General features: G+C 68.3%; 17 protein-coding genes. 9 read left to right on the forward strand and 8 right to left on the reverse strand.

The annotated features are described in order from the left end of the window. The 3 genes from ACWDSJ_RS24785 to ACWDSJ_RS24795 form a co-directional block, all read right to left on the reverse strand. Positions 1–2,877: WXG100-like domain-containing protein (locus tag ACWDSJ_RS24785; RefSeq protein ID WP_450034583.1), on the reverse strand; the 2,877-nt coding region annotated here is incomplete at its 3' end. A gap of 7 nt (positions 2,878–2,884) precedes the next feature. Then, on the reverse strand, positions 2,885–3,190 hold the full coding sequence (locus ACWDSJ_RS24790; RefSeq protein WP_450034584.1) for a hypothetical protein: 306 nt from the start codon (positions 3,188–3,190) through the stop codon (positions 2,885–2,887). 10 nt (positions 3,191–3,200) lie between these two features. Beyond that, positions 3,201–3,617, reverse strand: coding sequence for a hypothetical protein (locus ACWDSJ_RS24795; RefSeq protein ID WP_387366308.1), 417 nt, complete (start codon positions 3,615–3,617; stop codon positions 3,201–3,203). 226 nt (positions 3,618–3,843) lie between these two features. Here ACWDSJ_RS24795 and ACWDSJ_RS24800 point away from each other — a divergent pair, with 226 nt between their 5' ends. From ACWDSJ_RS24800 to ACWDSJ_RS24820, 5 genes are read left to right on the forward strand one after another with little or no spacing between them, the layout of a single operon-like run. After that, positions 3,844–4,344 carry a YbaB/EbfC family nucleoid-associated protein gene (locus tag ACWDSJ_RS24800; protein ID WP_387366305.1) on the forward strand — a complete coding sequence of 167 codons (501 nt, stop codon included), beginning with the start codon at positions 3,844–3,846 and terminating at the stop codon, positions 4,342–4,344. 14 nt (positions 4,345–4,358) lie between these two features. Next, positions 4,359–10,880, forward strand: coding sequence for a WXG100-like domain-containing protein (locus tag ACWDSJ_RS24805; RefSeq protein ID WP_450034585.1), 6,522 nt, complete (start codon positions 4,359–4,361; stop codon positions 10,878–10,880). Positions 10,881–10,937: 57 nt separating this feature from the next. Continuing rightward, complete coding sequence (locus tag ACWDSJ_RS24810) at positions 10,938–13,499, forward strand: hypothetical protein (protein WP_450034586.1); 2,562 nt, start codon at positions 10,938–10,940, stop codon at positions 13,497–13,499. After that, entirely contained in the window at positions 13,496–14,320 is an 825-nt protein-coding gene (locus ACWDSJ_RS24815) for an ESX secretion-associated protein EspG (protein ID WP_450034588.1), read from the forward strand. The genes ACWDSJ_RS24810 and ACWDSJ_RS24815 overlap by 4 nt, the downstream gene beginning before the upstream one ends. An 18-nt stretch (positions 14,321–14,338) precedes the next feature. Next, positions 14,339–14,635 (forward strand): WXG100 family type VII secretion target, encoded by a 297-nt coding sequence (locus tag ACWDSJ_RS24820; protein WP_450034590.1) that lies wholly within the window; start codon positions 14,339–14,341, stop codon positions 14,633–14,635. Between the two features lie 116 nt (positions 14,636–14,751). Here ACWDSJ_RS24820 and ACWDSJ_RS24825 read toward each other — a convergent pair whose 3' ends face one another. Further along, positions 14,752–15,156 carry a MerR family transcriptional regulator gene (locus tag ACWDSJ_RS24825; protein WP_450034591.1) on the reverse strand — a complete coding sequence of 135 codons (405 nt, stop codon included), beginning with the start codon at positions 15,154–15,156 and terminating at the stop codon, positions 14,752–14,754. Between the two features lie 54 nt (positions 15,157–15,210). Between ACWDSJ_RS24825 and ACWDSJ_RS24830 the strand changes: the two genes are divergently transcribed. Continuing rightward, positions 15,211–16,683: an MFS transporter gene (locus ACWDSJ_RS24830; RefSeq protein ID WP_450034593.1), complete on the forward strand. Its 1,473-nt coding sequence runs from the start codon at positions 15,211–15,213 to the stop codon at positions 16,681–16,683. 360 nt (positions 16,684–17,043) lie between these two features. Here ACWDSJ_RS24830 and ACWDSJ_RS24835 read toward each other — a convergent pair whose 3' ends face one another. Together ACWDSJ_RS24835 and ACWDSJ_RS24840 are read right to left on the reverse strand one after the other, a co-directional pair. Next, positions 17,044–17,337 (reverse strand): putative quinol monooxygenase, encoded by a 294-nt coding sequence (locus ACWDSJ_RS24835; RefSeq protein WP_450034595.1) that lies wholly within the window; start codon positions 17,335–17,337, stop codon positions 17,044–17,046. Between the two features lie 91 nt (positions 17,338–17,428). Beyond that, entirely contained in the window at positions 17,429–18,244 is an 816-nt protein-coding gene (locus tag ACWDSJ_RS24840; RefSeq protein ID WP_450034597.1) for a GntR family transcriptional regulator, read from the reverse strand. A 268-nt stretch (positions 18,245–18,512) separates the two neighbouring features. Here ACWDSJ_RS24840 and ACWDSJ_RS24845 point away from each other — a divergent pair, with 268 nt between their 5' ends. Together ACWDSJ_RS24845 and ACWDSJ_RS24850 are read left to right on the forward strand one after the other, a co-directional pair. Beyond that, a complete protein-coding gene (locus tag ACWDSJ_RS24845) occupies positions 18,513–20,006 on the forward strand; it encodes an aldehyde dehydrogenase family protein (protein WP_450034598.1) in 1,494 nt (497 codons plus the stop codon). Between the two features lie 35 nt (positions 20,007–20,041). Beyond that, positions 20,042–21,154, forward strand: a complete 1,113-nt coding sequence (locus tag ACWDSJ_RS24850; protein WP_450034600.1) for an NDMA-dependent alcohol dehydrogenase — start codon at positions 20,042–20,044, stop codon at positions 21,152–21,154. A 15-nt stretch (positions 21,155–21,169) separates the two neighbouring features. Here ACWDSJ_RS24850 and ACWDSJ_RS24855 read toward each other — a convergent pair whose 3' ends face one another. Continuing rightward, positions 21,170–21,694 (reverse strand): winged helix-turn-helix transcriptional regulator, encoded by a 525-nt coding sequence (locus ACWDSJ_RS24855; RefSeq protein WP_450034601.1) that lies wholly within the window; start codon positions 21,692–21,694, stop codon positions 21,170–21,172. Positions 21,695–21,759: 65 nt separating this feature from the next. Between ACWDSJ_RS24855 and ACWDSJ_RS24860 the strand changes: the two genes are divergently transcribed. Continuing rightward, positions 21,760–22,239, forward strand: a complete 480-nt coding sequence (locus tag ACWDSJ_RS24860; protein WP_450034602.1) for a nuclear transport factor 2 family protein — start codon at positions 21,760–21,762, stop codon at positions 22,237–22,239. 56 nt (positions 22,240–22,295) lie between these two features. Here ACWDSJ_RS24860 and ACWDSJ_RS24865 read toward each other — a convergent pair whose 3' ends face one another. Next, entirely contained in the window at positions 22,296–22,790 is a 495-nt protein-coding gene (locus tag ACWDSJ_RS24865) for a GbsR/MarR family transcriptional regulator (RefSeq protein WP_387366249.1), read from the reverse strand. Positions 22,791–22,805 lie beyond the last annotated feature (15 nt).

Below are 22,805 nucleotides of genomic sequence, written 5' to 3' on the forward strand. Positions count from 1 at the left end.
GTTGAGGACGGTCTGCGCGTTGTCGTAGGCCGTGACATTCCCGCGCGCCGCGGCGACCGCGGCCGGTTCGGGGGCCGCGACGGTGGCGCGCGCGGCCTGGACGTTCGCCCCGTGCTGGTTGACGGTGGCGTGCGATTCGGTCAGCGTCGGCGCGGGGGTCACCGGAATGCCGTGCGCCCGTTGCTGATCCGCGATGGCGGCGTCGAGATTCGCCTTGGCGGTCGCCACGGCGGCCTGGGCGTTCTTCTGCGTATCGAGCAGGCCGTCCTTCACCGCGTGCGGCAGGACGTTCAGCAGTTCCTTCGGCGCGCCGCTGAGGACCCTCGATGCCACGCTGTTGAGTTGGTCGTGCTGCTTGGCGATATCGCGGTCGACGTGGCGCAGATCCCCTTCCGCCGCCTCGAGATCGCGTTGCGCGCGCACGGCCTCGTGCTGGGCCTGGCGCAGGTCGGCCTTCAGGTTCGTCCGCTGCGCCGGATCAGTGGTCCCGCGCAGTTGATGTTTGATGTCGGCGACGTGCTGATCGGCGTCGTCGCGCGCCGCGCGGGCGGTGTCGACCCGATCCTGGAGCGGGGCCCGGTTCTGCTGCAAGGTGTCGAGCCGCTGCTGCATGGTGTCGAGTCGTTGCCGCACCGCGTTGTTGGCGGCCTCGTGCTTGTCGATGGCGGCGGAGAGTTCCGCGCGGCGCTGGTCGACGAGATCGTCGGCCGCGTCGCGCTGGGGTTTCGGCAGCGGACCTTGATGTCCACCACCGCCGTCGCCGTCGCCGCCGTCGTGCTGGGGTGGCCGATTATGTTGCGGCCCCGGGGAATTCCCGTCGTTACCGCCGACGCCTTGCAGCTCGTGACCCTGCCCGCCGCCGCCGGTCGCCGCGGGTCGCTGCGCGGCCGCCACCGAGTCCCAGGAGTTGCGCATCGCCGGGTCGTTGCCGAGTCCGGCGAGGCGGTTCTGCGCGCCGGTCGCGTCGGCGGTGGCCGTGTGGGCGGCGTTGGTGGCCTCGGTGGAGGCGCGCGCGGCGTTGATCGCCTGCGCGCGAGCCTGATTCGCCTGGGCGCGCAGCGTGGTGGCGTTCGGGTCGTGACTGGCCTCGGCGGCGCGCGCGGTCTGGTCCGCGTCGCGGGCGGCGTTGCGCGCGACCGTGGCGCGCTGCGCGGCGTCCTGGGCGTGCCCGGTGGCGATCCGCGCCTTCTCCTGGCTGTTCAGCGCGTCCATTTCCGCGCCGTGCCGGGCGATTTCGGCATTGCGGTTGATGCTGTACTGTGCCGGTCGCTCGCTGAACGGATTCAGATTGCGCGCCTGGCGGCCGAAGAAGTTCTGGTTCGCGCGGTCCAGATCGCGGGCGGTGGAATAGTTCCGCTCGTGCTGGTCGCGCAGGGCCTGCTGCTGCTCGGCGAAACCGCGTGCGGGCGGCGCGGGATTCGCGGCCCGGTTCCCGCCTGTGTTGTCGCCGCCGTGGGCGACCGGCGTGATGTCGTCAGCGCCACCGCGGGAACCGTTGCCGCCCAGGGAATTCCGCTCACCGCTGCGGGAACCGTTGCCGCCCAGGGGATTCTGTCCACCACTGCGGGAACCGTTGTCGCCCGGAGAATTCTGTCCACCACCGTGAGAACCGCTGCCGTCCGAGGGATTCGGTCCACCCCCGCGGCCGCCGTTACCGCCTCCGTCGGTGCCTCCGAGGCCCAGCCGGTTCCCGCCTCCGGTGCCGACATTCAGCTCCGGATGCGTGGCGGTGAAATCGGCTCCCGTCCCCGGCCGCGCGCCGAGTTGGCCGATGAAGCCGCGCTGGCCGCCGACCATGGCTCCGGTCACCGCCGCCCCGATCTGCGCTGTCTTGATGTTGTCGTAGTAACTGGTCCCGGTGACCAGCGAATACAACCCCGCTCCCGCCAGGCCGCTGACGACGTTCGTGGTCATGCCCGTCGCCGCGCCGTTCGCCATTCCGGCCAGACCGCGCGTGGAGTCGATGCCGAACGACTTGAACAGATCCCCGCCCCACTTCTCCACGTACACCGCGGGCAGATGGCTGGCCCATTTGCCGACCATGGACGCCCCCATGGACAGCCCCAGCTCCTGGCCGTTGAGCTCGTCGCGATGGCCCTTCGCGATCTGGATGGTCTGCACCAGCAGGTCCTGGCCGCCGGACCAGAGGCCCACGTTCACACCGCTTTTCACCAGCCATTTGGCGAATTCGTCCGGCATCACGTCGAAGACGTCGCGCACGAAGGGATTGCGCGCCATCGCCTCGGGCATCATGTCCAGCAGCGTGCGGGCCGGGGTGATCCGCTTGACGCCCAGCCCGATCGGGTTGGCCAGCAGGTCGCCGGCCTTGCTCGGCAGATCCGGCACGATCTTGACGAATTTGACGAACTGCCCGATGAGCTTGCCGACCCCGGGAATCGACTCCAGGAACGCCATCACCTGCCGGCCCAGCCGATACAGGAAGGCGCGGGTCGCGCCCACCGCGGCGGCCTCGACCCCCGGCGCGGTCGGCGGGAACAGCCAGGCCAGCGCGATCTCCGCGGCCAGCAGCGACAGCGAGACGATGACCATGAGCTTGGTCTGCTCCATGGTCGTGCCCGCGTTGCGAGTGGACTGACCGATCTGCGACATGTACTTGGCGAGTTCGTCGACGGAACCCTTGCCGGAGAGCAGCTTTCCCACCTCGGCCACGGCCTGCTCGCCGCCCGTGCCCGAGGCGTAGGCGGACCGCAGCTCGTTCTGCACCGTCTTGATCTCGTCGAGCAGCGCCTCGAGTTGTTTCGCGGCGTTCTTCCACTCGTCGCCCATCGCGAACATCTTGTCCTCGTCGCCGTCGGGCCATTCGGCCCCGGCGATGTAGGAGACCCAGCGCAGTTCGGGCGGCAGATACAGCGCCATACCCGGGCTATCCGCCCTGGTGATCGGCCGCGGTCATCTTGTTCGCCGCGTCGATCATGCCCTGTCCGAACTGACCGAGCGAGATCACCAGTTCGTGTGCCCCGGAGAGCAATTCGGTGCGGGACCGGACGTATCCGTCGTCGCCGTCGGCGAAGCCCTTGCCGAAGGAGTCCGTGCCCCACGTCTCGGGTCCGGCCGTGCCCACCGCGCCGTTCAAATGGGACACGATGCCGCCGAGCTTGTCGCGCACCGTCAACATGTGGTTTCCGGTGGCCGTCAGCTTGGCCGGATCGACCTCCACCGCGTCTGCCATGTCCACTCCCTCACGATGTCGTTCGCCGTTCACCCGGGCCGCCGGGGGCGCGGGTGGGAATCAGGGGAATCGCCGCCGCCGGCCCGACCGCACCCAGCTCGCCCGCGGTGACGGCGACATCGGTGTCGCGATCCAGCAACGACCAGGTCAGGGCGCGCCCTTTCCGCAGTACCTCGGTGGCCGCGGCGCGCACCGCGATCGGAATGGCCTCGGCGACTTCGTCATAGGAGAGATCACAGATATCCGCGGCGAATTTCGTCTCGATGAGCACGCCATCGGCATTGACAGTGACCTGAATTCTTTTCTCGCAGACGAGTGCGGTCGCGGTGAGCAGTTTGCGCCGCCGTTCGAGCTCGGCGATCTCGCGCCGTTGTTCCTCGATCTCCGCCGGAGTTGTCGGCGGCGGACGCCGCGGCTCGTGGGCCACGTCGAAACCTCCTCTCGCCCAGACAATGTCAGGCAGGCCCGGCTCGCGGACAACAATGCCACCTCTGCTTGATTCGCAGGTTACCGCAACTCGCTCGGCACCGTATGCTAAATCCTTGCAAAGTTTTGTAACGGGGAATGACCTTGTGCAGCAGGGAATCTCGGAAGCCGATTGTTTCCGGTGCGACCGAGGCGGCGTCGGTTTAGCATGGGCGGCGGAGGTTTCGATGAGCAATGAATGGTTGCGGGCCGATGCCGCGATGATGATGGACGCATTATCGGCGCAGATGTCGCGTATCGCCGCCGTCCAACGCGAACGCGCTCGTCTCACCGCGACGGTTACGGCCTGCGACAAGCGAATCCAGGTCACCGTGAACGCCGACGGCGTGCTCATCGAGACCAAATTCGCCCCCGATATCGGTGATCTCACCTACGACGAGATCGCGAAGGCGATGACCGAGGCGGTGCAGTCCGCCGTGCGGAAGGTGCAGGCGGCGGCCGGGGAACTCGTGGCTCCGTTGCAGGAGCACCGATCCCGGTTGCCGAAGCTGTCGGACATGCTCGAGGACGTCCCGGATCTGACGGGTTTCATCCCGGTCGCGCCGCCCGCGTCGCTCGCGCCGCCCGGAGCCCCGGAGCGCCGCGACGAGGACGCGCAGTCCGCGCGCTACAGCGATGTCGAGGACTACCGTCCGCCGCGCTCGATGATCAGTGACGCCGACCGGTAGGCGCGGGTCGCGTCATGGGACTCGATCTTCCTCCCGAGCTGCGCTGGCTGGGCTATGTCGCGGGCTCGGAATGGCCGGACGGTGACGAGACCGCCATCTGGCAGGTCGCGCGCGCCTGGCACGACGCCGCCGCCGAGTTGCGCTCGGTGATCCCGGATATCGAACAGGCCAAGCGGACGGCGGTGGCCGCCTACAGCGCCGGCGCGGGCAGCGACAGCATCGGCGAGATGTTCGACGGCCTGATCAAGGGCGAGAGTTCGCTGGAGTCGCTGGCGGGCTACTACGACCAGATCGGCGACGCCGCCTTCGATATGGGCACCCAGGTCGAGGCCGCCAAGCTGATGGTCATCATCTCGCTGGCCGCGCTGGCCATCGAGATCGCCATCGACTGGCTGTTCCCCCCGACCGCGGCGGCCGCCGAGGCCGCGGACATCGGCGTGACGCAGGCGATCGTCCGCTTTCTGTCCCGGGTCATCCAGGACCGGATCGTGGCGTCGGTGCTGCGCATCTTCGGCGACAAGTTCGCCGAGCTGGCCAAGGGCTGGGTGGCCAGGATCCTCGGCGGCATGCTCATCTCCGCGGGTATCGATGCCGGTGTGCAGCTGGGGCAGATGGCGGCCGGGCATCGAAAGAACTTCGACGCCACCGAGTTCGGGGTGGCGCTGGCGGGCGGCGCGGCCAGCGCGGGTCTGGGCAAACTGTTCGGCGACTATCTGGGCAAGCAGACCGCGAGGTGGTTCGGCGACAGTATGGCCAACCCGTGGGTCCGGGTGGGCAACGGCGCGCTGATCGGCGGTGCGGGCGGTGTGTTCGGTAATGCGGTGACCCAGGTGACGGCGGGCGCGATCACCGGCGACTGGAGTGAGTTCGGCAATGCCTATGGCTGGACCGGTGGTGCGGCGCGCGGTGTGCTCGGTGGCGGAATCCGGGGCTACAGAGGCAAATTCGAGGGGCCGGGCACGAAGGGGTTCGAGGTCGAGGCGTTGTCCGGGCGGGGTGGGGCGTTCGGGAAGGCCGGGGGGTTCGTCTCGCCGCACGACGACTTCGCCGGGTCACCGGCGACCGGTCCGGCGAGCTTCGGGGGGCGCGAGACGCCGAATGCGTTCGGCGGCAAGGTGATCGCCGATGGGGAGTTCACGGGCTCGAATTCGGGGGCGCATTCCTTCGCGTCGCCGTCCGCCAATGGCTCGCGTTCGTTCGATTCCGAGGACGGTACGCGGCGGCCCACGCCGATCACGACCACCGGCGATCAGCAGGCGGGCGGTGGGCGCGGCAATCCGAACAACGGCCTAGCGCACGGTGATTCGTTCAATTCCTCGACGTCCACGGTGTCGACGGGCAACACCGGCGACGGCAGCGCGCGCCCACCCGCGCGTTCGTCGGTGATCGATCAGAACGCGAATCCGCTCACGCAGGCGAATGCCCGTCCCGGCGGCGACAATTCGAGTCCCGTGACCCAGACCGGGTCTCGTGTGGGTGGCGAGAATTCGAGTCCCGTGACGCAGGCCGGGTCTCGTGTGGGCGGCGAGAATTCGAGTCCCGTGACGCAGGCCGGGTCTCGTGTGGGCGGCGAGAATTCGAATCCGCTGACGCAGGCCGGATCTCGCCCGGGCGGCGAGAGCTCGAATCCGCTGACGCAGGCCGGGTCTCGGCCCGGCGGCGAGGGCCCGGTTTCCTCGTCGGGTGCCCGCTCCGAAACCGGTGCGGCGGCGTCGAATTCGGCGGCCGCGGGCGACTCCCGGCCCGCCTCGTCCGCGGGCTCGGCCGCCGGGGACGCCTCTGGTTCGAGACCCGCCGCCACGCCCTCCCGCGGCGCGTCGGGCAACGCCGCCGCGGAACCGTCGGTCTCGGCCTCCTCGAAGGGTTCCACCGCGCCCGCCCCGTCCACCGACACCCGTGTGCCGATCCGCAACCCCGGCGACGGGTCCGCTCCCGCCCCGGCTGGTCGCGCGAATGTCGGTGAGAACGCCACGACCGCAACGGGTTCGGGTGGTCGCGGGAGTGTCGGTGAGAACACGACGACAGCAACGGGTACGGGCGGTCGCGGGAACCTCGGCGAGAACCTCACGACCACAACGGGTTCCGGGCGGGGGTCCTCGGACTCCGGTCCGGCCAACAGTGGGCCGGTGCATCGTGGACCGACCGGAAGTGGTTCGCCGCCGCCCGCGCGGGGCGTGCCCGAGACGCCACTGTCCGGCACCGGCGGTGATCGTAGCCCTCTGGTCGGCGCGGGGAATCCGCCCGGTGGCCGCGGCTCACTCGGCAATTCCGCCCCGCCGATCGGCGGCGGCGTCCGCAGCGGCTCACCGGGCGACTCGACCGCGCCGGTCGCGGGGTCCGGAGGGCGCGGCGACAATTCCGGGGACACCGGATCGATCGGTGGTCGCTCCGGATCCGGCGGCAACGCCACCCCGGACCGAAACGACCTCGCCCCCTATGGATCTCGTCCGCCCGGCGAACACACTCTCGATGGCGGCGGACTGCCCGGCCTCGGGGCACGGGTCGGCGGTTCGCGCGGTGGCGAGGAGGGCTTCACCTTCACCCGGGACCGCGATGGATCTCTGAGCGTCCGCCTCGAGGACGGCACGGAGGTCGTGGTGCGGGACGGCGTGGTCTTCGTCGGACTGCCCGGCCGCATGGAGGGTGGCGGCGGGACCATCGCGCACCGGTACAACTCGGACGGCTCGGTGACGTTCCCCCGCGCGAGCGGCGCGGTCACGACCATCGAAACGAACGGTGTGATCGACCACCGCTCCGGCGGCGTGCGGACCCGATACGAGCCGGACGGCACCAAGGTCGTCGCGGCGCCGGGCCGCCCGACCGAGGTCACCACCCCCGACGGCACCGTGCACCTGGTGCCGACGGATCGGCAGAGCTGGGCCGAGAACGACGGCGGCGGCTTCACCGTGACCTCGCACGACGGCACCCGCCACACCGTCGACTCCGACGGCACCGTCGTGGTGACCCGCCCCGGCGACGCGCAGGGCATCAGGATCGACGCGGAGACGAGGGCGGTCCGATTCGTCGACGCCGACGGCAATCCGCTCGGCGCGCCCGCGGGCAGGCCGGGCAAGGGCGCCGGGCGGTTCGACGAGCAGACCTTCGGCCGCCCGGACCGCGTCACGCACACGGTCGGATCCGACGGCACGGTGATCACGCGCGGACCGGACGGCTCGACCACGACCGTGAAGCCCGACGGCACAACGGAATTCGCGTCCCCTTCGGGACAGACGACGAGATTCGTGCCCGGCGGTCACAGGGTGGAGTTCGGCCCCGATCGGCCGACCGTCGTCACCCACCCGGACGGCACCTCGCACCAGGTGCGCACCGACCGCGGGTCCTGGAACTCCAATGCCGACGGCGAACTGCTGATCAGCTCCACCGACGGCACCCTGCACCTGATCAAGCCCGACGAGCACACCGTGCGGGTGGGCCGCGCTCTCGACGACCCGCACCGGCTCTCGATCGACACCGAGGAGAAGTCGGTGCGGTTCTTCGGCGCGGACGGTCGGCCGGTGAAAGTCGAGGTGGGTTCCGACGGCTCGGTCAAGACGACCGGCCCCGACGGTTCGACGGTCACCGTGCGCCCCGACGGCTCGGCGTCGTTCGTCTCCGAGGGCGGCTCGAAGACCGGATTCGGTTCGGGCGGAAAGCCTTCCGGGTCCAAGGCGGACTGGAACGACAGCGCGGCCACCTGGCAAAGGAACGACGATCAGGTGCACATCACCTCGCCGGACGGAACGGACTTCACGGTCGACACCAAGAACCGGGTCGTCCACCTCACCCATCCGGGCGATCCGCGGCACACGGTCAGCGTCGACGCCGACCGCAATATCCGGTTCACCCGGCCGGACTGGACCGCCCACACCGTCGAACCCGGCGGCATCGTGCGCACCGAGACGCCGGACGGCACCGTCACGACGGTCAAGCCCGACGGCACCACCACCTACGAACAGCCCAACGGCGATGTCACGGTGTCCAAGCCGGACGGCACGGTGGTGCAGACGGGTCACGACAAGCCGGTCGTGGTGAGCGGGCCCGACGGCACCGTGCAGACGCTGCGCTCGGACGGTGCGGTGCGGGTCACCGAGCCCGATGGCACCACCCACGTCATCGGCGACAGCGGCACCCCGCTCGGCGGCCGCGAAACCACCTTCCCGGACGGGTCGACGACCACGGTGCCGAAATCGCCCGAGGGCGCCTGGTGGGGCGAGCGGCTCGACGGCGCGCGCGGCCCGTCCGAGGTCGTGCTGAACCGGCCCGACGGCACCACGCTGATCTCGGACGCCAAGGGCGGCAGCAAGGTCACCGACCCGAACGGCACGACGTATTCGAAGGATTCGAAGGGCAAGGTCACGGTGACCCCGCCCGGCGCGGAGCGGGGGAGCGTCACCGACGCGGGGGTCGGGGGCAAGGGCGGCACGGTCGCGCTGTCCAACGGCGCGATCCTGGAGAACACCTCCCACGGATTCAAGGTCTTCCACGGCGATTCGGTGTCGGAGACCGGCAGGGGCGGGGTGAGATTCACCGACCGGCAGGGCATCATCCGCGAGACGCGGCCCGACGGCATGATCGCGGTCGGCAATCCCGACGGCTCGCTGCGCGAGACCCGGTCGGACGGCACGGTCCGCATCACCGACACCGACGGGCTCTCGCGGGGTAGCCGCCCGGACGGCACCACCTGGAAGGTGAACGGGGACAACAAGGTTCAGGTCAACGAGCCCGACGGCGCGCAGCCCGAGCCGGTGGACCGCGCGAGCCCGTGGGTGAAGGGCAGCGATCTGACGAGCATCTTCCGCTCGCGCCAGCTGCCCGCGGGCGACGGGGTGCCGCCGCTGGGCTTCCTGCCGCCGATGGCGCCGTCGGAAACGCAGTTCATCCCGGCGGAGCTGATCGAGCAGAACATGCCCGGCATGCCGCCGCCGCCCGATTTCCCGCCGCCGCCGAATATGCCGAATTTCCAGTGGAATCCGCCGTGGTCGCCGGAGTGGGGCGGCGGGTTCTACGGTCATCCGCCGAGCGTTCCGCCGGAGCTGCTCGCGCGGGAGATGGCGGGGTTGCGGGGGCTGGCGCATCTGGATCCGCGGCTGCCCGGGTTGTCCTCGGCGCTGTCGTCCGCGTTGTCGGGGTTGTCGGCCGCGCAGCAGGCGGGGTTGTCGCAGCTGGCGGGGCTGTCCCCGGCCGCGCTCGCGGGATTGTCGGGGTTGTCGCCCGCGCAACTGGCGGCGTTGTCGGGGTTGGGTGGGGTGTCGCCGGAGGCGCTGGCAGGGTTGAGTGGGCTGTCCCCCGAGGCGTTGGCGGGGCTGAGTGGGGTCTCGCCGGAGGCGTTGTCGGGGTTGAGTGGACTGTCTCCGGAGGCGTTGGCGGGGCTCGCCGGGCTCTCGCCGGAGGCGCTGGCGGGTTTGGCGGGACTGTCGTCGGGAGCGCTGTCGGGGCTCGCCTCGCTGGCTGGGCAGCCCGAGCTGGCGGATCTGTTGTCCCAGTTGGGTGGTCGGGCTGGGGACGGGCTGTCCGGATCGCTCGGGTCGGCGCTGTCGTCGGTATTGCCGGGGCTTTCCGCGTTGTTGAGTGCGCTGGGGGTGCCCAACGGGCTGGAGGCTCTCCCGGGGGCAATGGATCCGAATTCGGCCCTGGGGCAGGCTGATTCGGCGACTGTCGGGAACGATGTCGGCGCGGGATCGGATTCGTCCGGGGCGCAGCGTGATTCGGCCGGTGCCGGTTCTGGCTCGGGTGGTTCCGCTCTCGGCGATCCGGCCACCGCGCGGTCCGGCGACGAGTACGGGCCCGAGGCGCACAAATCGATGGCCGCGACCGCGCCGGGCGGGTCTGCGGATGCGTTGTCGGGCAATGGTTTCGGGGGAGCTGGCGGCGACGGCACCGGTGGCGATGGCACGCTGGGCGCGGGCGACGGCGGCGCGAACGGCCACACCGGCCAGGGCGGCGGCGGACAGCCCGGCAGTCAGGACGAGCACCGCCCTGTGGGCCAGGATCTCGCGGGTCGGGATCAGGCAGGCCAGGATCACGCGGGCCAGGACCATGCGGGTCGGGGCCACGCGGGCCAAGATCACGCGGGCCAGGATCCCGCGAATCAGGATCACGCGGGCCAGGACCATGGAGGTCGGGACCAAGCAGGCCAGGATCATGCAGGCCAAGATCACGCGGGGCAAGATCACCCGGGCCAAGGCCCCGCGAATCGGGATCGCGCGGGTCAGGACCACGCGGGCCAAGGCGGCTCCCCATTCGGGGGCGGTGGCGGGCCCGGAGCTCCGGCCTCGGCGGGCGGGCGGCCGCCGGACGCATCGGATCGCGGGAGCCGTAAGGATCGCAAGGACCCGGCTCGCCGAAACCGCAAGCCGCCCAAGGCCATTGTGCTGAAGCCCGCGGAAGGCGAGGAAGCGGCGGTCGAGGTGCCGCTGGCCGATGTCGACGTCATGTTCACCATGGGCGAGGACGGTGGCGCTCAGGCGCGGTCACGAGACAAACCGGCCCCGACGACCGAAACCATGATTCGCGAGGGTGACCCACCCGGAGTCTGACGCACGCGATTCGGTGCGCGGACTCGACCCATCAGACCCGATCAGGAGAGCAAGCAAGTGGCAGGTACGACCACCGGCGGCCCGAACGACACCTCGGGCCAGGACCAGACCGACTGGTCCAACCTGAACACCCAGGCAGGTAACGGCGGACTGACGCTCAACAAACAGGTCACCGCGGTCGACCAGGTATTCCTCAACAGCGCCAAGGCCGTTCAGGAGTTGATCAAGCAGCTGGACTTCTACAAGAAGTTCATCACCGACAACCACCTCAACAGCATCCCGCCCGTCTCGAACGAGATGGGCGGCACCGAACTCACCCAGGAGTTCAACCAGAAGGGCCAGGACATCTGGAACGGCCTCGACGGCTTCCAGAAGATCCTGGACAACATGGAGAAGACCTTCATCGGCGCGCTGAAGGCCTATCGGACCGCCGAGAACCACTCCGTCGACGACCTCGCCGCCATCCCGAACGCGGGCCTGACCAAGGATCCGGGCACCCGCAATCCGCCCTCCTCGTTCTCGCCGAGCACCTCCGACGACATGCCGAACGCGCCGACGGTGCCGCTGAACGCCGACAGCCACATCACGGTCTCGATCACCGACGCCGGTTCGTGGGGCTTCGACGGGTTCTACAACTTCGGCCGCTCCCTCATCGGCGCCGACTGGAACACCCATATCGCGGGCACCCGCTACCAGTGGATGGCCACCCAGCTGAGCACCGACATCGCGGCGCTGACCACCCAGCTGTCCCAGATCTCCGACGACATGTGGAGCGGCACCGGCAAGGACGCGGCGGTCGCCGCGGTGCATCGCTTCGAGAACGGCGCGCACGCCTTCGGCGACAGCGTCAACGAGCTGGCCTCGGCCCTGCTGTACTCGGCGGCCTTCCTGAAGGCGACCTTCGACGGCATGCCCGCCTACACCTACGACGACTTTCGCCACGGCCGCGGCGAGCCGCACGTGCGCTACGCGGACTGCACGCTCCAGAAGTGGCGCGGCTGGTACCGGGATCGGTACAAGGACCGCTATGTGACGGGTATCCAGAACACCGTCAAGGCGATGCCGTTGATCACCGTGCTGGGCAGCGGCACCGGCAACACCAGTTCGAGTTCGAGCGGCAGTGGATCCGGGTCGGGCTCGGGGACCGGCAGCGGTACGGGAACGGGTTCGGGGAGCGGTTCCGGTTCGGGTAGCGGCAGCGGTTCGGGGTCGGGTTCGGGCAGCGGCAGCGGGTCGGGATCGGGGTCCGGCAGTGGCAGTGAGTCGGGCAGCGGTTCCGGTTCGGGCAGCGGCACGGGTTCCTACTCCGACGGTTACGCGGCGGGCTATTCGGCCGGATACTCCGCGGCCGCTTCGCAATTCGGCAGTGGCAGCGGCGGCGGATACGGTGGCGGCGGCGGTGAATCCGGTGTCGGCAGCGGAAGTGGTTACGGCGGTGGCGGTTACGGCGGCGCCTCCTCCGGCGCGGGCGACTACGGCGGTGGCGGCGGGGAGTCCGGCGGCGGCACGGGCGGCGCGGGACTGCCGAGCGGCTACGGTTCGGGTGGTGAGAGCGGCTCCGGCGGTGGGGGTTACGGCGGTGCGGCCGGACCCAGCTCGTCGCCGGCGGATTACGGCCTCGGTTCGGGCTCCGGCGGGGACTCGGGCTACGGCTCCGACGGCTCGTCGGCGTACGGCTACAACTCCGGCGGATACAGCGGCGGGGGCGGCGCGTACTCGCCGATCAGCGGGGGCGGCGGCGGTTACGGCTCCGGCCTGGCGTCCACGCTCGGCAGCCTGCTCGGCAGCGGGTCCACGTCGGGTTCGGGTTACAGCCCGTACTCCAGTTCGCTCAGCGGCAGCGCGCTCGAGGACGAACTGGAATCGCTGTTCGGTTCGGGTTCCGGCGCGGGCGTCGCGCAGGATCTGGCCAGGCTGCTCGGCCTCTCCGGCAGCGGCTCGGGCCTCGCGCACACGCTGGCCTCGCTGCTCAGCACCGGTTCCGGCGCCCCGCTCGGCAATGATCTGGTGAAGTTGCTCGGCGGTTCGGGTTCGGGTTCCGGCGTCGGCTCGCTGCCGGGCGGCAGCTCCGGCGGGCCGCAATCACCGTTCGGCGGTTCGGGTTCCGGCCTGGCCGGACTGCTGGCCAGCGGCGCCTCGGGCCTGTCCGCGCTGCAATCGCTGCTGGGCGCCGGGTCGGGGCTGGGCTCCGGGCTGGACAGTCTGCTCTCGCCGGTCCTCAACGCGGTTCAGCAGGGCATCTCCGGCGTGGGCAGCGCGCTCGGAGCGGCGGGCGGCGCGATCGACAGCGCGCTCGGCGGGATCGGGGCGGCCGTCTCCGGCGTCGAACACAGCCTCGGCCTGGACAACCCCGCGGCGGGTCCGGACGTGTCGCGGCTGTTCCCGCGGGCCAGCATCGCGGGTGCGAACGGCTCGTACGACGTCGGCGTGCCCGGCGCGCACGCCGATCCCAACGGCGTCCCGATGGGCGGCGCTCCCATGGGTGGCGGGGCCGGCGGCGGGGCGGCCGGCACGTCGGGCAAGGAGTACAAGCGAGCCAAGTTCCTGGACAGCGCGAACAATCTCGACGGAGTCGTCGACGAACCGACCTACACGGTGAGGCCGGTGGCCGAGCCGTGAACCAGACGTGGGAATTCACCGGCCTGGAGTTCCAGGTGCTCTGCGAGAAGTATCGCGACGGCAACCTGCCGACGCCGCTGTTCTACACCCTCGACGATCCCATGACGATCGACGAGTCCGCCCGGTTGAAGGAGAAGACCTGGGTGGAACTGCGGGCACGATGGGATCCGGCCTGGGACGGCATGATCGAGGTCATGTGCGCCCCTGAGCTTTTCATCCGGCTGCGGGGCTGGGACGAGCACGATATGGACAACGGGAAGAAGCGCCTGTACATGCACTTCGCCCGAAACGGCCTGCAGGCCTTCCGTTTCGCGCAGAAGCCCGGCAAAACCTTCTGGCACACAGACGGTTTCGTGGTGACCGAATGCGACCCCCGCGGCCTGGCCGCCGCGGTGGTCTCGTCGCTGCCCCCGGTCGAGGCGGGCCGGATTCCCAGCATCCCGGTGATCACCGATCCGCAGGAGTACACCGGCCACGGCGGCGGCAGCTTCATCCGGGACGGCGGCGACGAGGACCGCCCCGCGACCGCCTCGCGCAAGTTCTTCGAGCGGCGCGCCGACCTCACCGGCACGGTCCTCATCGTCCAGGGCCGCTCGAAATACGGCCCGCGCGGCATCCACGAGACGAAAATGCTGTGGCGCGACGTCACCGACGACGGCCGCTACGTCATGCAGATGAACGACGCCCCGGTCGCCATGGCGACCAGCCCCAAACGCTTCGTGGAGCGCATCCAGCGCGACATCGACAACCTGATGCAACGACTGGACACCGACTGGGAAAGCGGCGACGGCCTCGGCGTCGTCTCCGACGACAGATACTGACCCGACAAGGAGAATCCGATGAGCGACCGCAAAGTCCACGTCGACACCGACGCTCTACGCGCCGCGGCGGGGCGCATGGACGATATCGCCAGCCGCGTCTGGAACACGCTCACCGGGCTGCGGACCACTTTGGACGACCATGGGTTTCCTTGGGGCCACGACAATTTCGGTAAGAAGTTCACCGAGGGTGAGAAGGGCTATATCACTTCCCGGGACAATCTGCTCGATGGGTCTACGAATATGGTTCGTTCTTTGAATCAGTTCAGTGGGGGGATGAAGGACGCGGCGAAGAAGATGGACGATATGGACCATTGACCCGCGGCTTGCACCGAGAACGCTGTTTCTGGTCGAGTGCGGTGGGGGTATTCAGCACCTCGCGCCACCAAGGTCGGTCAGCCGTCGAGCTCGACCGTGGTGAATCGGCACCGTGCTTATCCCGAAGCGGACCAGAGGGCAGTCGCCTGCCCGTCGGCCAAGCGATCCCGGTAGACCTGGACCTTGTAGTCGATCAGGCTGAGGTTCTCGCGAAGTTCGCCCATCTGGCGGCGGACGGCGGCCTGGTGCTCTTGCAGAAGTTCCAGCCGTTCGGCTTCGTTGCCGGGACCCTCGCGGACCAGTTCCGCGTAGCGCCGGATGCGTCCGAGGGGCATGCCGGTGGCGCGGAGTTTCGTGCAGATCACGATCCATTCGAGGTCGCGGTCCGAGTAGCGGCGCTGCCCGGAACGACTCCGTCCGATCGGCCCGGCGAGCAGTCCTTCGCGCTCGTAGAAGCGCAGCGCGTGAATGCCGACGCCGGTGATGCGCGCCGCCTCCCCGATGGTCACCCCGTCGATCATTCTGCCAATATACGGGTTTGACCTAGACCGCGCTCTAGGGAATACCGTCGCCTTATGAAGCCCGAGATCAACAAGCGCCAAAAGGTATTGATTCTCCTCCTGTGCTGTCTGGGCCAGTTCATGGTGGTTCTGGATGTCTCGGTGGTGAATGTCGCTCTGCCATCCGTAAAGAACGACCTGGGGTTCTCGATCGCAGGACTGCAATGGGTCGTGAATGCGTATACCGTCCTCTTCGCGGGATTTTTGCTCCTGGGGGGAAGGCTCACCGATCTGTTGCCGCAGCGGGCCGTATTCGCCTGGGGATTCGCCATATTCGCCGGGTCGTCGCTCATCTGCGGATCGGCCACCGATGCCCTCATGTTGACCTGCGCGCGCGGCGTCCAAGGCCTGGGCGCGGCCGTCCTGGCGCCGGCCACGCTATCGATTCTGACGAATACCTTCACCGAGGACCGGGAGCGGACTCGCGCCTTCGGCATCTGGGGCTCGGTCGGGGGAGTGGGCGGCGCCGCGGGCATGTTCCTCGGCGGAGTATTCACCCAGCTCCTCGACTGGCGCTGGGTGTTCTTCATCAACGTACCTATCGGAGTGGTCGCTGTGTTGGCGGCGCCTCGCGTACTGCCGAAGATTCACCTCGGACGGGAGGCCACGGGTGAGCGCCGGCTCGACGTGCTCGGCGCGACCGCCGTGACGGCAGGTCTCGTCGCGGTCGTCTACGCGATCGTCACGACGCCCGACCATGGCTGGGCCTCCCCAGCTTCACTGGTGCCACTGGGGGTCGGGATCGCGTTGCTGGCTGCGTTCGTGGTCATAGAGCATCGTGTCGACACGAGTCCGGTGGTGCCGCTGCGGGTGTTCGCCAACCGGCAGCTGACGCTGGCGAACGTCGTCATCTTTCTGCTCGGCTTCGCCATGCTCGCGATGTGGTATTTCGTCACCCTGTATCTGCAACAGGTCCTGGGGTACGGCCCGATCGAAGCGGGGCTGGCATTCGTGCCGATGGCCGTGGCCATCGCCGTGTTCTCGCGGGTGGCGGGCGTGCTGTCGAACCGCTTCGGCAGTGCGGTCGTTCTCATCGCGGGCATGGTCTCGACCGCCGCAGGGATGGGGATGTTCGCGCTGATGCCGGTCTCGGGTAACTACGCCCTGCACGTCCTGCCCGCGACCCTGGTCACCGCCCTCGGCATCGGCATCGGTTTCGTCGCGGGCACCATCGCGGCGACCGCGGGAGCCCCGAAGGACGAGGCCGGCCTGGCCTCCGGCCTGTTGAACTCCGCACGACAGATCGGCGGTTCGTTCGGCTTGGCCGTCCTCGCGGCCGTCGCGGCCGCACGGACGAACGCGATCTTGCGCACTCCCGGCACCACCCCGGTATCGGCAACCACGGCCGGCTACCACCTCGCCTTCGTTCTCGGCGCGATCGCCGCCGCTGTCGGCGCGGTCGTCGGCGTACCGCTCCTGCGGCAGACCAGGTCGGCATCGGCGGACGCCGCAGTCGACCACCCGGACGACCGAAGCGCCGTCCGCTGACCGCGGGCCTCATATTTCTGTCAGCTTGTCGGCTCGGCGGACCTGTATGCGGACCATGTCGGGTTCGATCCGGCAATTCTCCATCAACTGATTGGTCTCCCAGTGCCGTCCGGTCAGGCAGTGGCGTGCTCACCAAGCACATTGTTCGGTCGCGGTACTAGAAGACCCCGGTCGCGAACGGCATCTTGTGTCCTTGAAGTACATCTCGATGAACACAGAACGCACTGATTCCGCATTGACTTGGATCTTCACCATCGCGCGCGCCTCTGGGTCGCACCGCCAGTGACGGGGTGTCCGGCTCGGAGGCGGTTCAGCGTCGAGGACAACCCGACGCTGAGCCGTTGTCCGATCTGATCTGGGTCAGACGCCCATCGGATCGAAGTAGCGGACCTTCAGCTCCCCTTCGATGAACTCGCCGAGTTCGTCGAGGATGCCCGTCTCGGTGCGCCATGCGAGGTATGCCTCGTAATCGGTACGGGTGTCCCACTTTTCCAGGATGACGACATCGGCGGGGTCGTCTTGATTACGGACGAACTCGACACTGACGTTTCCCTTGTATCCCCGGGTGTCCGGGAGGATTCGCACGAGCCACTCGCGGAATTCCTCGGCCTTGTCGGTCTTGGCGGTGAGTTCGAGGACTGCCTGAATTGTCATGCTGGGGTCTCCTTCGGCGCGATCCGATCTGGCAGATACTGTATACGATTTATCAAACCAGCATGTCAACGGCTTGTTATCGTGTCGGATTTTAGATACAGTATACGAAAACTGTGAGCCGCGTCACCGGGATGGAGGTGGACGCCACCGCACCGATTCGACCGCGTCCGCGTATCCGGCGTCGAGACCGGTCACCGAGGCAGTGGAACCGCGGCCACCGCGCGGTCGCTACTTCTCCCAGAAACCCTGGGCGTCGAGGATTTCGATCGCCTTCTGGGCTCCCCCGGAGGAAGTGGTCTTCCATTGCCGCACGGGCCCGCGGGCCCGACCGCGAGCGCAGGGCTTCGAGGAGGTTGCGATGCTCGGCGTCGGCTTCGGCCGCCATCTCGGTATTCGATTCGTAGAACTCGAGGGGGATCGGGCTGCCGAGCGTGCGGAGTACGGCCAGGATCCGTGGCGATTCGGCCGCGTGGTTGATCAGGCTGTGAAAGGTGAAGTTCGCCCGGGCTCGTTCCTGTTCGTCGGTGGTGGCTTCCATCTGCTCGATCAGTCGCTCGAGTTCGGCGAGTGATTCCTCGGACAGGTTCTCGGCGGCGCGTTCGGCGGCCCGCCCGGAAAGGTGGGCGAGCATCCAATAGTGGTCCTCGATGTCGGCTTTCGACAGTGGGACGACGAAGGCGCCGCGGCGCGGAACCATCTCCACCAGACCCTCTGCCGCCAGGGCCGACAACGCTTCGCGCACCGGGATCTTGCTCATGCCGATTTCGTCGGCGAGCGGTTCCTGATCGATCCGGGCACCGGGTGCGAGCTCGCGGGCGAAGATCCGGCGGCGGATCTCGGCGAGTGCGATCTGCTTCAAACTGTCGGGCAGGACGACGTGGCGCGCGGTGCGGTTGCTGGTGGACATGCCCTCGTGCTCCCTCGCCGGCGGTGAACCTGGAACGGAAGCCGAAGGCCCCAGGGAACGGTATATCAGCTACATCGGAGAGCGGCCGTCGAGGTCGGCGCCTGAGACCAGGGCCGGGACGCTGGTGCGAAATCTGCCGAAACCGGCCGCAGGATAACGACAGATAGTATACTAAATACAGTACACGGCAGCTCATGAGACCGGCCCAGCCTCGGTCGGCTGTCGTGCTCGATGGCGCACTGTCCGCCCTTTTTCAGTGAGGAAGAAGATGACTGCAACGACCACCCCGGTTACCGGTCAGGCCCGCAGCCCGAAGGTGGCCCGCTGGCTCGACGATCACCGCCCGGCGCTGTTGATCGGCAACGAGTGGGTGCCGGCGAAGTCGGGTAAGACCTTCGCGACGGTGAATCCGGCCACCGAGCAGGTGCTGGCACTGGTCGCGGAGGCGGACAAGCCCGATGTCGACGCGGCGGTGGCCTCGGCGCGCAGGGCGTTCGAGGGGCCGTGGTCCGAGCTGGGTCCAGGTCAGCGCGCCCGCATCTTGCGGAAGTTCGCCGCCTTGATCGAGGAGCACACCGCCGAACTGGCCGAACTCGAGACCCTCGACAACGGGATGACCATCGCGACCGCGAAGGCGTTCATCGGCGTTGCGGTGGAGAGCATGTTCTACTTCGCCGGCGCGGCACAGCAGATCTTCGGCCAGACCGCGCCGTCGGCGCCGACGAACTTCAACTACGTGCTGCGCGAACCCATCGGCGTCGTCGGCGCGATCACGCCGTGGAACGCCCCGATCTGCGCCAATGTCTGGAAGATCGCCCCGGTGCTCGCCGCGGGGAACACGATGATCCTCAAACCCGCCGAGCAGACGCCGTTGACCGCCCTGCGGCTGGGTGAGCTGGGTATGGAGGCCGGACTCCCGCCCGGAGTCCTCAATATCCTGACCGGTTTCGGGCCCGGGGCCGGGTCGTCGATCTCCGAACATCCGGGCATCGACAAGATCACCTTCACCGGCTCGGTGGAAACCGGCCGCCGAATCCTGCACGCGTCGGCCGGAAACCTGAAGCGGGTCACCCTCGAACTCGGCGGCAAATCCCCGAACATCGTGTTCCCGGACGCGGATATGGAAGGGGCACTGGCGAATTCGCTGGCCGGTTTCTCCACCATCAGCGGACAGGTCTGCGTCGCCGGCACCCGGCTGTTCGTCCAGCGCGATATCAAGGACGAGTTCGTGGAGAACCTGAGCGCGGTCGCTGCGAATATCAAGGTCGGCGATCCCTTCGACCCCGAAACCACGATGGGTCCCCTGGCGTCGGCCGAGCAGTTCGAGCGCGTCAAGGGATATCTGGACATCGGAAAATCCGAGGGCGCGATCGCCGCCAGCGGCGGATCGACCATCGACGGCAAGGGCTACTTCGTACAGCCGACCATCTTCGACGGCGTCGAGAACTCGATGCGCATCGCCCAGGAGGAAATCTTCGGTCCCGTGGTGTCGGTCATCCCGTTCACCGACGAATACGACGCGATATTGCAGGGCAACGACACCACCTACGGACTGGCCGCCGCGGTCTGGACTCGCGATGTCAGCCGCGCGCATCAGGTTGCCCGCCGGATCAAGGCCGGCACCGTCTGGATCAACACCTTCCTCGAGCTCGACCCGACGATGCCGTTCGGCGGCTACAAGGAATCCGGTCTCGGGCGGGAATTCGGTGCGAACTGGTACCAGGCCTACACCGAAGAGAAGTCGGTCTTCGTCAAGCTCTGACCGCTGTCGTCAGCGAACTCCCGAGGAGAATTATCGTGAAAACCAAGGCAGCGGTGGTCGTCGAAGCCGGCAAACCCATCGAAATCGAAGAACTGGACCTGATCGCGCCCGGGCCGGGGCAGGTATTGATCAAATATCTGTTCGCCGGACTGTGTCATTCGGATGTTCATATCTCCCACGGCGATCTCACCGCGCGGTTGCCGATGGTGCTGGGCCACGAGGGCGCGGGTGTGATCGAGGAGGTCGGGCCCGGCGTCACCCGCGTCGCGCCCGGTGACCACGTCGTCTGTTCCTTCATTCCGAGTTGCGGTACATGCCATTGGTGCTCGACCGGACAGCAGCCGCTGTGCGATATGGGAGCCACCATCCTCGAGGGGTATCTGCCCGACGGGCGTTTCCCGATGACCGGCGCGCGCGGCGACTACGGGACCATGTGCATGCTGGGAACTTTCAGCCAGTACGGCACCATTTCGGAAGCCTCGGTGGTCAAGATCGACGACAGCCTGCCGCTGGACAAGGCGGTGCTGGTGGGGTGCGGGGTGCCCACCGGCTGGGGTGCGGCGGTCAATGCGGCGCAGGTGAGGCCGGGCGACACCGTGATCGTCGCGGGAATCGGCGGGATCGGTATCAACTCGGTGCAGGGTGCGCGGATTGCGGGTGCGAAGAATCTGATCGCGGTGGATCCGCTGCCCAACAAACGGGCGGCGGCACTGGAATTCGGCGCCACCGACGCGTTCGCCACGATGGCCGAAGCCGCGGAATTCGCGCGCGCCGACACCAATGGTAACGGTGCGAACCAGGTCCTCCTCACCGCGGGAATCGTGACCGAGGAGTTGATCAACGAGGCATTCGCCGCCGCCGGGAAAGGCTCGACGATCGTCATTGTCGGGCTCAACAAGTTGGATGAGAGCAATCTCCACGTCCCGAGCGCGATCATGACGCTGTGGAAGAAGACGATCAAGGGCACCAACTTCGGTGATTGCAATCCGATGACCGATATCCCCCGATTGCTGGGTATGTATCAGCGCGGTCAGCTGAAACTGAACGAACTGGTCACGAATACCTACACCCTCGAACAGGTCAACGAAGGCTACGACGATCTGCTCGCCGGAAAGAACCTTCGCGGAGTGATCGTCCACGAACACTGATCTCTGTGCGGAACCTCAGACGTGGGCGGATTCCACGGTGGCGGCGAGAGTGTCGCCATCCCGGGCGAGCACCCGGGTGCCCGGTCCCGGGGCCGCGCCGGGTCCGGGCAGGGCGGTGACCCGCGGCGCGGCGAGGGGCTGACCGCAGGAGGAGCAGCTGACCTGGGGAGTGAATTTCTGCCCGCAGTCGTCGTGGACGAGTTCGACGGGGGGACCTCCGGGCGGAGTGGCCCATTTGTCGCCCCAGGCCATCAGGGCCATGAGCACGGGGAGGAGTTCCTGTCCGGCTTCGGTGAGGTGGTACTCGTGCCGCGGGGGGCGCTCGTGATAGGTGCGGCGTTCGATGATGCCGTCTCGGGTGAGTTCGTCGAGGCGGCGGGTGAGCAGATTGCGGGAGATGCCGAGGTTCTCGGCGATGTCGTCGAAGCGATGCAGGCCCAGGTAGAGGTCTCGGAGGATGAGCGGGCTCCACCAGTGCCCGATCTGTTCCAGGGACCGGCCGATGGAGCAGTGCATCTCGGCGAAACTGGTCAAACGCATGACCCGAGTCTAGAGGGTTGAGTCATTGAACTACGCCGGGTTACGCTCGTCGCGGTGTAAGTTCAATGAAAGTACTCGTGCTGGTGAGGTGGGCTGTGTACCGGTATTTCGTCGCTCGGCAGATACAGAAGGCCTTCGCGCGGATGAGCGACGGCGATCTCACCGCCGGGGTCGCGCGGATGACCGGCGACGCGGTGTACGAGTTCGCCGGCGACCACGCGCTCGGCGGCCGCCGACGCGGCACGGAGCTGATCACCAAGGGTTTCGAGCGGATGGGGCGGCTGTTCCGGGATGGCCGGTTCGAGGTTCGCGACGTGCTCGTCAAGGGCTGGCCGTGGAAGACCAGAGTCGTCACCGTCGTCGATATCGCCAGCACGCTCGCCGGTGAGCCGTACGCGAACTCCATGATCCAGGTGTTGGACCTGCGCTGGGGCCGGGTCACCTCGATCTACACCCTGGAGGACACCCAGCATCTGGCCGCCGAGCTGCGGCGGGCCGCCGATCGCGGCTACGCCGAGGCCGTCGCCGCGCCCATCACGGGCTGACCACACGCGGGCGGACCGGCGAGGCAACCCCGAGCGCGGGCACTGATGGCCCGGGCTCAGTCGGTCGCGCCGTACATCCGCCGTTGGCGGTCGCGCCAGCGCTGGATCAGGTCGTGGATGTCCTGTTGGGCGAAGGCGAAGAAGTCCGCGGCCTCGGCCAAGCGGCGGCCGGTCGCGGTGTCCTCGCCGAACAGGTCTGCGCCGCTTGCCAATTGGCTCTGCCACGCCGCGAGGAAATCGTTGCGCAGGGTGAGGATGGTTTCCCAGACGTTGCCGCGGACGCGGTAGCGCTCCTTGCGGGTGCCGGGGACGCGTTCGCGGGTGAGGAATCCGGTCTGGGTCAGGAAGCGGACCGCGCTGGAGATCGAGGGCTGACTCACCTCGAGGGCGGCCGCCAGTTCGGCCGATGTCATGACGCCCGCGTCGCTGATCAGCACGCGAGCCAGGACGCGAGCGGCCATCGGCGGAACACCGGTCGAGGTCATCGCCCCGGCGAGGCGTTCGACGAACTCGCGTTGCTCCTCCGTGTCCGGCTGCCCCGATGTTGCCATGCGGCACAGCATATA

It is taken from the genome of Nocardia sp. NPDC003482 (assembly GCF_053588115.1).